This is a genomic window from Bartonella sp. AA1HLJMS, from assembly GCF_042197445.1.
Classification (GTDB): domain Bacteria; phylum Pseudomonadota; class Alphaproteobacteria; order Rhizobiales; family Rhizobiaceae; genus Bartonella.
This window is the reverse complement of sequence record NZ_JBHIRW010000312.1, coordinates 1-527: the sequence shown is the minus strand read 5'-3', so window position 1 is coordinate 527 and position 527 is coordinate 1. Positions and strand designations below refer to the sequence as shown.

The 527-nt window shown below is 47.8% G+C and carries 1 protein-coding gene; it reads right to left on the bottom strand.

Annotated elements, in window-relative coordinates:
- A partial coding sequence (locus tag ACFIQE_RS11380; protein ID WP_375707798.1) for a baseplate J/gp47 family protein occupies positions 1-527 on the bottom strand: 527 nt, incomplete at both ends.

Sequence of the window (527 nt, the reverse complement as noted above, 5' to 3'; positions counted from 1 at the left end):
CGCTGTACCGCGCTTTTCACAAGGATGTGGTCATTGGTCATTTTAACATGGGGGGCATCAAGGGCGGCTTGCACCTTGGCAATTAAAGCTTCATCTGCCACCCCTGATGGGCTATCACTAAAAAGAGCCACATGAATAATCGGGCTTTTGCCCACACGATAAACAAAAGCATCTTTGACATGGATATCACTGGAGAGCGCAAAATATTGATAACGTGGCGCTGTGCCCCCTGTGGAATGTCCTTGTCTATTCAAGCGAATGCGGCGGCGAAACCGCTCATCATCTTCATCCAAAAGGCGCGTGACCCCATGAAAATCCCCCAAATGGTCTAAACTTGTTCCACGAGCAAATGTGAGTAAATTATCCCGCGCCACTTCATTGATCCGTTGGCGCAACAGCAACTCTTCATAAGCCGCCGCTTGCAATTGAATGACCACGGGATCATAAGCGGTCTTTTCCACATTATAAGGAATATGATGCGCCGCAAAAAGCTCAGTCAAACGCGTGATCTTTTGCTCTAAAATTGC